Annotated in this window: 9 protein-coding genes; 4 read left to right on the top strand and 5 right to left on the bottom strand. The window is 38.7% G+C overall.

Features of this window, described 5'->3' with window-relative positions; genetic code table 11:
• Positions 1–23: 23 nt before the first annotated feature.
• From BFL01S_RS17330 to BFL01S_RS17315, 4 genes are all read right to left on the bottom strand, one after another.
• Positions 24–572, bottom strand: a complete 549-nt coding sequence (locus tag BFL01S_RS17330) for a PepSY domain-containing protein (RefSeq protein WP_025907592.1) — start codon at positions 570–572, stop codon at positions 24–26.
• A gap of 169 nt (positions 573–741) precedes the next feature.
• Positions 742–1434, bottom strand: coding sequence for a PepSY domain-containing protein (locus tag BFL01S_RS17325; RefSeq protein WP_025907590.1), 693 nt, complete (start codon positions 1432–1434; stop codon positions 742–744).
• 64 nt (positions 1435–1498) lie between these two features.
• Entirely contained in the window at positions 1499–2860 is a 1362-nt protein-coding gene (locus BFL01S_RS17320) for a sensor histidine kinase (protein WP_061786461.1), read from the bottom strand.
• A gap of 5 nt (positions 2861–2865) precedes the next feature.
• Complete coding sequence (locus BFL01S_RS17315; RefSeq protein ID WP_061786460.1) at positions 2866–3549, bottom strand: response regulator transcription factor; 684 nt, start codon at positions 3547–3549, stop codon at positions 2866–2868.
• Between the two features lie 248 nt (positions 3550–3797).
• On the opposite strand from BFL01S_RS17315, the gene BFL01S_RS17310 reads away from it, so the two are divergent.
• Together BFL01S_RS17310 and BFL01S_RS17305 are read left to right on the top strand one after the other, a co-directional pair.
• Positions 3798–4322, top strand: a complete 525-nt coding sequence (locus tag BFL01S_RS17310) for a type 1 glutamine amidotransferase domain-containing protein (RefSeq protein ID WP_061786459.1) — start codon at positions 3798–3800, stop codon at positions 4320–4322.
• 582 nt (positions 4323–4904) lie between these two features.
• The gene (locus tag BFL01S_RS17305; RefSeq protein ID WP_061786458.1) at positions 4905–5132 is read left to right on the top strand and encodes a DinB family protein; all 228 of its coding nucleotides are present in this window, start codon (positions 4905–4907) and stop codon (positions 5130–5132) included.
• Here the strand turns inward: BFL01S_RS17305 and BFL01S_RS17300 are convergent.
• Positions 5116–5865 carry a lipase family protein gene (locus BFL01S_RS17300; RefSeq protein ID WP_061786457.1) on the bottom strand — a complete coding sequence of 250 codons (750 nt, stop codon included), beginning with the start codon at positions 5863–5865 and terminating at the stop codon, positions 5116–5118. The genes BFL01S_RS17305 and BFL01S_RS17300 overlap by 17 nt on opposite strands.
• Before the next feature lie 294 nt (positions 5866–6159).
• On the opposite strand from BFL01S_RS17300, the gene BFL01S_RS17295 reads away from it, so the two are divergent.
• Together BFL01S_RS17295 and BFL01S_RS17290 are read left to right on the top strand one after the other, a co-directional pair.
• On the top strand, positions 6160–7614 hold the full coding sequence (locus BFL01S_RS17295; RefSeq protein ID WP_061786456.1) for an alanine/glycine:cation symporter family protein: 1455 nt from the start codon (positions 6160–6162) through the stop codon (positions 7612–7614).
• Positions 7615–7717: 103 nt separating this feature from the next.
• Positions 7718–8878, top strand: coding sequence for a M20 family metallopeptidase (locus BFL01S_RS17290; RefSeq protein ID WP_061786455.1), 1161 nt, complete (start codon positions 7718–7720; stop codon positions 8876–8878).
• The last annotated feature ends 30 nt before the right edge of the window (positions 8879–8908 follow it).

Raw genomic sequence — 8908 nt, 5'->3', positions numbered from 1 at the left:
AAACTCTTCTATATAAAAGGGGATTAGTCATCCCACTCAACATTCAATACATTTCCGTTCATCGCATCAATATCAACGTTGACTTCATGATTATCGTCAGTGTGAATTTCAATCTCATAGCGCAGCTGATTATCGTCGCGGTCTAACTCTGTTTCAACAATCGTTCCAGCTTGCTCTTTTAATGCTAATTTTTTTGCTTCCTCTAATGAAAGTTTAGCTTCTTCAATACTTATCCCATCATCACGGTCATCGTCATCGTCACTATCTAAGCGTTCTTGATCAAACTCCACTACTTTTCCAGAGTTGAAATCAATGTCCACATCGTATTCAAATTCACCGTTTACAATATCAAATTCATACTTTTTCGTTCTATCATCTGTATCCACGCTCATCTTTGTGATGTTTCCACCATTTGTTTGTTCTAACGCAATTTCTTTTGCTTGCTCTTCTGAAATGGTTGTTGAGTTCGCTGATACAGATTGTAAAGGCTGTTTATCTGTCATAGCGTAAGCACCAGCACCTAATCCACCTAAAATTAAAGTTCCCGTTAATAACGTCGTCGCAAGTTTCATAATCAATAACCTCCTTGTTTTGTTTACATGCTTATCATATCCAGCGAAGATTAAAAGAAAAGGAGAGAAAGATTAGAATTTGATGAGAAATTGGATAGTTTTTGAGAGAATGCTCTCATAATTCATAGAAATAAGCTTATCCACGCTACAAAAGTAGCAGGATAAGCTTTTAATCATCATCGGTCTCAAATTGGATTGATATGATTTCACCTGAATACGCATCGATGAGTACAGTTGCTTCTTCATCTGGGCTTTGATCAATCTCCACTTCGTATAAAAGCTGGTCGTCATCATCTTCTAGTTCAACAGATGAAATGGTGCCCTTTACTTTTTCTAACGCAATTTTTTTTGCTCCTTCTTTGCTGATAAGAGTAGTTAACTGTTCATTTTTTGGGGGATTAGAGATATTTTCGATTGAACCATCTGGGCGGCTGACTTTCACAATATGAGTGCCATCATCACTTTTAATTGTTATATCGTAGTGTTCATTGCTTTCTTTTACGTTTTCAACAGTACCTTGTACACGTTCAAGAGCTTTCTTTTTTGCTTGCTCCTCAGTGAGCTGTGGAGGAGATTTCTCTTGGTTTGTTGATTCACTCACTTTTGAAAAATCGACAATGTCACCTGAAACTCCATCAACCATGATTTCGTACGTATTGTTTTGATTGGTAAGCTGTACGTGAAACTGATTGTCTACTTTTTTAATTCGCTCAATCTGACCTTCATATTTTTGCTTAACGAGGCTTTGTATGTCGCTTTCTGATAAAGAAGAAGCATTTGTATTGTTTAAAGCTGTTACCCAATACCAAATTCCGATGGCTACAGCCAGCGCGCTTAAAACCATAATAAATGTTCGTTTCATAGTATCACCTCCAACTGATTATCTCATTGGTTTATGATAATGAAGTTAAAAGAAGATTAAAATTTCATGAGAAATAGATTGGCAAGTGAAATTGTACGATGGTTCCTTTACCTTCTTCACTATCGATATGAATAGTACCTTGATGTGCTTTAATAATTTTTGCTGCAATGGCCAGACCTAATCCAGAGCCACCAGTCTCGCGGTTTCTTGCTTTATCTACGCGGAAAAAGCGCTCATAAACGTGAGCCAAATCCTCTTTTGGAATACCGATTCCCTGGTCTGTAATTGTAATAAGACACATGTTCTCTGCTGAGGTGGATACGGTTAACTCTATTGATTCCTCGCTATATTTAATCGCATTATCTAGTAAAATATAAAGAAGCTGCTTAAGCTTTTGCTCATCGCTACTAACTTGAATTGGATGCGGTGAAGGCTTTACATGAATTGTTCGCTGGAATGCTTGCTGCAGACTGCGACCCGTTTCAATACATAGGGTGTTAATATCAGTTGGCTGTATATGTAAGTCCAACTGGGAGTCATCTTTTGCTAAGACAAGCATTTGCTCTGTTAAAGTCTTCATCCGAATTGACTCTGAGTGAATGGATTCAACCGCTTCTTCCAGTATGTCAGGTCGCTTCATTCCCCAGCGCTTTAGCATATTCGCATAGCTTTCAATGACTGTAAGCGGTGTTTTTAGCTCATGGGAAGCATCAGATACGAACTGTTCCTGTTTTTTATAGTTTTCTTCAAGTAAATCCATCATGTTGTTAAACGTATTAGCCATTTGGTCAAGCTCATCTTTAGAGGATGACTTCGTTGTAATTCGTTTAAAGGTACGTGAGGTTTGAATATCTTCCATTGTATAAATGAGTGATTGAATTGGCTGTAAAACCACCTTGCTTAAAAAGCGACCACCAATAACGGTTGGAACTAAAATAATAAAAGAAGCCACAATTAGAATAATGCGTAAAATCCCTAAAGACTGCTCAACATCCACTAATCGTTCGGTAAGTTCCAGGCTCACAACATTATCGTTTGTCCAAATAATAGGCATTGATGCACTTGCATAAATGGCGCCTGATTCCTGTGTAACATCGGTGTGTTCATTTGTTCGGTAGGTTGCATTTAAACTGCGAAGCGATAGCTCATCCTTTAAGGTTGTTAGCAACGATTTGTTATTTTCATCAATAATGCGAATCATCCCGTTTAAAGGGACGTAAGCATTGAATAAGTTTCGTGGTTCAACAGCGGTTGAGCCACTTCTGTTAAAGCCCTCTGCAATATCATCAACTTGACTATCCAAGCGTTCTATGGCATTGTCTGTCATGGTTTTTTTAAAGATAAAGTAGATTGAGCTATTGGTTACGAGAAGCAGCAAGATAAGAAGGAGCGTTGTAAATAACGTAATTTTCGTTTTTAGCTTCATCTCATTTATTCCTTTAACATGTAGCCAACGCCACGTACAGTATGAAGGTAAGGAGTTGAATAAGGTGCATCAAGCTTTTTGCGAAGATAGCGAATGTATACATCTACTACGTTTGTATCTCCGTAGTAATCAAATCCCCACACATTTGTCAGAAGTTGTTCCCGACTAAGAACTTGATTTTGATTCTTTAATAAGTAAATAAGCAAATCAAATTCTCTTGGTGTCAGTTCAATTGTATTTTTTTCTCTTGTGACTATCCGCGTTTTTTCATCAACGGTTAAGTCGCCAATTTGAAGGAGTGGGTTTTCTTCAATAGCAGTAGACTGGTTGCGAAGCCAAACGCGAATGCGGGCAAGTAGCTCTTCAATTTCAAATGGCTTCGTCATATAATCGTTTGCCCCTAAATCAAGTCCGCTAATTTTATCAGGAAGTGAATCGCGAGCTGTTAACAAAATCACTGGTGTAAGCTGATTGGTAGATCGAATTCTTCTCAATACTTCAAGACCACTTAACCCTGGAAGCATGACGTCAAGAATGAGTAAATCAAATTGTTGACTCTGAAATAGCGATAGCCCTTCTGTGCCAGTATGAGCAGTAGCAGTTTCGTATCCCTCGTATTCCAGCTCAAGTTGAATAAGCCTTGCAATTTTCTTTTCGTCTTCAATTATTAAAATCTTTCCTTTGCTCACGGTAAACCTCCTCAAAAACAGTTTGTAATTGCGTACATTATAGCATGAAAAGAAGCCGCAAGCTGTTTTTAATGAAATAGTAATAGATTTTCAAATAAAGGTTGATTTATATATAATATTAATGAATGATAATTAATTTAATTATATATTTATTCATTTGATTCTACGTCGGGTACACTTTCACACTAAAAGCTTACATTTTCAAGGGGGAATCGGAACATGCTATACTGAAAAGTGGAGGTGTCGAGATGCGTTTAGAAAATAAAAAAGTAATTGCGCTTGTAAGCGAAGACTTTGAAGATTTAGAGTTATGGTATCCTGTCATGCGACTTCGTGAAGAAGGAGCTGAGGTGCATTTAGTTGGTGAAAAGGCTAAGGAAACGTATAAAGGAAAATACGGAGTGCCCGCTGTATCAGACTATGCGTTTTCCGATGTGAAAGCAAGCGATTATGATGCTATTTTAGTGCCAGGAGGATGGGCGCCAGATAAACTGCGTCGCTATCCAGAAGTTATTGAAATGGTTCAATATATGGACGAGCACAAAAAGCCAATTGGCCAAATTTGCCACGCCGGCTGGGTACTGATCTCAGCGAAGATTTTAAATGGCCGTAACGTCACAAGTACACCTGGTATTAAAGATGACATGGAGAATGCTGGCGCTATCTGGCATGACGAAGCCGTTGTGGTTGATGGCCACATTATCTCAAGCCGTCGTCCACCAGATTTACCGCCTTATGCAAAAGCATTCGCAGACGTTTTGGCAGAGCAATAAGAAGTAAGTGAAAACACATATCTCGTTGGGGTATGTGTTTTCTATTACAGACTGGAAACTATTTAGTAAAATGAAAAAAGCGAGCAAGGAAATCCCTGCTCGCTTTTTTAGCTTTCATATTAAGTAACTTGCCTCTCTGCAAGTGTAAAAACAAATTCATATTATGATTAAACCCATACTAATAAGGATTTAAATTTTCTCTGCTGTTTTGGACACAATTAGCATTGATTGTGTCTGCTCATATGGATTTATCCATTGCCGCGGTTCATCAATTCCACACGATCGTTTAACCTAAACGACGCAAGCCCTACCTCTCTTGCATCCTTACGGCTCCGAAGCCGATCCAGTGTGAGTAAGTTGTTTTTAAAAACATGTGTAGAATGCCAGTATTTTTACCTTGCATTTTACAATACATCCTCTCAAGTTACTTCTTTTTGAAGTTAGAAGTATAATTTTACGCAATATCATCGTGGAAGTCAATAGTGTTTTGGTGTTTTTTTAAATCTTTTTATGGGAAAGGATACTATTTTTCGAACAAAATAATATTTGGTACGATAAAAAAGAACACAAAGGAGTGATGTTATGAATACAAATCAAGCTTTTCGTGAAGAGGTATTAGAAGCCGTTTCAGATTTGTCGTATGAAGAGTTGAATCAAAAGATATCAGATGACAAATGGATTATTATGCAAGTGTTGGAACATCTCTACCTAATGGAAGAAATGATTGTGGCTCGCGTTTGGCACCAGTTGCAAAATGGAGAGAACAAGCCAGCAGAAAAGAAACAGTTTCTTTTTAATTTGGAGAAATAATGGGATAGTCAGACATCGTCCAGATACCCACGCTATAGGTTTTAGGACTATGGTTTTCTACCGTGCTTCCACCTTGAATCGTAAATAACAGTTTTAAAGGGTCATCTGCATAGTACATTGTTTCTTTTGTATACGGGTTATAAAATACCTTAGGAGGAAGTTTTGGTACGACATCTGTTGTATTAATAAACGATCGGCTCTGCGGTACTAAGCTTGTATACGTACGAACAAAGTTTGAATCTCCCACCCGTGGTGATGCGTAGTTATACATGGTGACGCTTGGGAAATTTGTGTTGGTTGCAACATCAAGAGCATGTAGCGTAGCGAGGGCAGCTCCAAGGCTATGTCCCGTAATATAAAGAGGCTTGGCAGGTAAGGTAGTGTACGTGGCCAGCAGCTCATCGCGACATGATTCATAAATGTTTAAAAATCCTTCATGAACAAGTCCAGCATTTTGTGTATAAGGGTAAGGACGCTGGTGAATTTGAGCATCCGCAATCCAATTCGCTTCCGATTGAGTTCCTCGAAATGCAATTACTATGGCATTATCGGATTCTAGAATAAACCCAAACCACTCTTTTTTCCCCAGGACAGATGCTTGAAATGCTTTAATGAATTGATACCCTTTTGGAACCTCGAACGTGCCTGCTTGCTGATACTGTTGATAGCTCAGTACGCACATATAAAGAAGGTCCAAAGCAAGCGGTCGATAAAACAAAGGTTCAATCTTCATATTTAAGCCCACTTTCTCTAACAAACGTTTTTATCTCAAACTATGAAAAAATGAGATTTTGGTGCTTGTTTCCTTTAGAGAATTGGCAAGAAAATAAAAATATGCGTAAGGTTACAAAAAAATGATACCGCTTTCTTTTTATGAAAGATAGTTATAAAATCTATAAAAACTAGTTATTTTTGTGCGAAATAACTAAATTTAAAATAAATAATCAAAGTTATATTGTTAAAACAAACAATATAACTTATAATTTTAAAAAAACAGAAAATTAGTAAGTTATAAGGGGGATTTTTATTGGAGCAGTTTGTTGCAAGCTTAAATAACGTACTATGGAGTACACCGGTTATCTATAGCTGTCTTGCGATTGGGCTTTTGTTTTCCATTCTCACTCGCTTTTTACAGGTTAGGCATCTAAAAGAAATGGTTAAGCTCATGTTTCAAGGAAAGAGTTCAAAAGCAGGGGTATCATCTTTCCAAGCGCTTGCATTAGCATTATCTGGGCGCGTAGGTACAGGTAACATTGCAGGGGTAGCAACGGCCATTACGTTCGGTGGACCGGGCGCGGTGTTCTGGATGTGGGCAGTAGCTTTCATTGGTGCTTCAAGTGCGTTTGTCGAATCAACACTGGCACAAATCTATAAGGTAAAGCAAGATGGCCAATATCGAGGAGGCCCGGCTTACTATATTGAAAAAGGAACTGGAATGAAATGGTATGGTGTTATTTTTGCGATTGCAGCACTGGTAGCTATGAGCATTTTGATGCCAGGAGTGCAATCTAACTCTATCGCAGCAGGTTTAGACAATGCATTTAACGTTAGCCCAACAGTAACAGCTATCGGCTTAATTATTTTATTAGCTGGAATCATCTTTGGTGGGGTTAAGCGTATCGCAGGAGTAGCTCAAATTATCGTGCCATTTATGGCTTTGGCTTATATCGCACTTTCTTTAGTTATTATTGCAATTAATATTACTGAATTACCCGCGGTTTTTGCCTTAATTTTTAAGAGTGCTTTTGCGTTAGAATCAGCTTTTGGTGGGATTGTTGGTTTGGCTGTTTCATGGGGAGTTAAGCGTGGGATTTATTCCAACGAAGCAGGGCAAGGAACAGGCCCTCACGCGGCAGCTGCAGCAGAGGTATCTCACCCAGTGAAACAAGGTCTTGTTCAAGCATTTTCTGTTTATATCGATACATTACTAGTTTGTTCAGCAACAGCGTTTATGATTTTATTTACGGGGATGTATAACACACAATCACCGGATGGCGCATTTATCGTTTCAAATTTAGAAGGTGTAGAAGCAGGTCCTGGATATACGCAGGCAGCAATTGATTCCTTTATTCCTGGATTTGGAGCTGGGTTTGTAGCGATTGCGCTCTTCTTCTTCGCATTTACAACGATTATGGCGTATTACTATATCGCTGAAACAAACATTGCATATTTAACAAGAGGCAAAAACGGTAAGTGGGCTATGTTTGTATTAAAGCTTGTGTTGTTAGGTGCAACATTCTACGGAGCAGTTAAAACAGCCGATATTGCTTGGGCTCTTGGCGACGCAGGTCTAGGAATCATGGTATGGCTGAACTTAATAGCTATTTTGATTTTGGCAAAACCAGCGCTTGTGGCGTTAAAAGACTATGAAGCTCAGAAAAAGCAAGGGTTAGATCCGGTATTTGATCCAGTGAAGCTAGGTATTAAAAACGCAGACTACTGGGAAACAGAATATAAAAAAGATGAAAATCAAGTTTCATAATTTCAAGCTCACTTTTTCAATCTTTGAAAAAGTGAGCTTTTTTCATTAGAATGACATGTATAATAGTGTGTATTAATGAAGCTAAAGGAAAGAGGAATACGTTATGAAAGAAACAATTATTTCAACCATCGATGAGCTGCAGCAAACGTTTTATGATATTAGTCAATATATTGGAAACAACCCAGAGCTTGGCCATGAAGAAGTAAAAGCTTGTACAGCGCTTACAAATGAGTTAGCTAAGCATAATTTTGAGGTGGAAATAGGGACGTGTGATTTAGCTACTGCTTTTACGGCTGTGTATGATAGTCATAAGCCAGGTCCTTCGATTGGCTTTATGGCAGAGTACGATGCGCTACCGGGGCTAGGGCATGCTTGTGGCCATAACTTAATTGGCACAATGGCCATTGCAGCAGCGATTGGATTGAGCAAAGTTTTGAGTGAGACAGGCGGTAAAGTATACGTATACGGGACGCCTGCAGAAGAAACAACGGGTGGTAAAGTAACGATGGCAGAAGCGGGTGTTTTTAACCATCTAGACGCAGCCATGATGGTTCATCCATATTATTGCCACCAAAAGAGCGGTAGATCACTGGCGATGGACGCTATTCAATTCGAATTTTTTGGGAAATCAGCACACGCAGCAGCAGCACCTCATGAAGGAATTAATGCGTTAGATGCAGTTATTCAAACATTTAACGGGATCAATGCTCTTCGTCAGCATGTGAAACCAGATGTCAGAATCCATGGTGTTATCCCTGAAGGAGGCAAAGCTGCTAATATTGTACCTGACTATGCGACAGCGCAGTTCTATGTGCGAGCATCTAACCGAAAGTATGTTAATGCGGTAACAGAGCAAGTAAAAGCTTGTGCACAAGGTGCAGCTTTATCCACAGGAGCACGACTTGAAATTTCAAACTATGAATTTTCATATGATGATATGGTGACAAATGAAGTTTTATCAACAGCTTATACACAAAATCTACAGCTGCTAGGCGTGCCAGCTGAAGAAATTTTTGAGGACCAAGGTGATCACGGTTCATTAGATATGGGAAATGTTAGCCAAGTGGTGCCATCAATTCATCCATATATTAAAATATGTAACGAGTATTTTGTCTGTCATACGCATGAATTTAGAGAAGCGGCTCTCAGTCCACAGGGACAAGAAGCGCTTATTCTTGGGGCAAAGACAATGGCATTAACAGGATATGATTTGCTAACAAAAGAAGAGCTCTTGCAAAAAGTAAAAGATGAATTCTCTAAATGATGTCATGTAATAAAGAGGCTGGGACATAAG

The organism is Priestia flexa NBRC 15715 (assembly GCF_001591565.1).
Classification (GTDB): domain Bacteria; phylum Bacillota; class Bacilli; order Bacillales; family Bacillaceae_H; genus Priestia; species Priestia flexa.
This window is presented reverse-complemented; position numbering and strand designations above follow the sequence as displayed.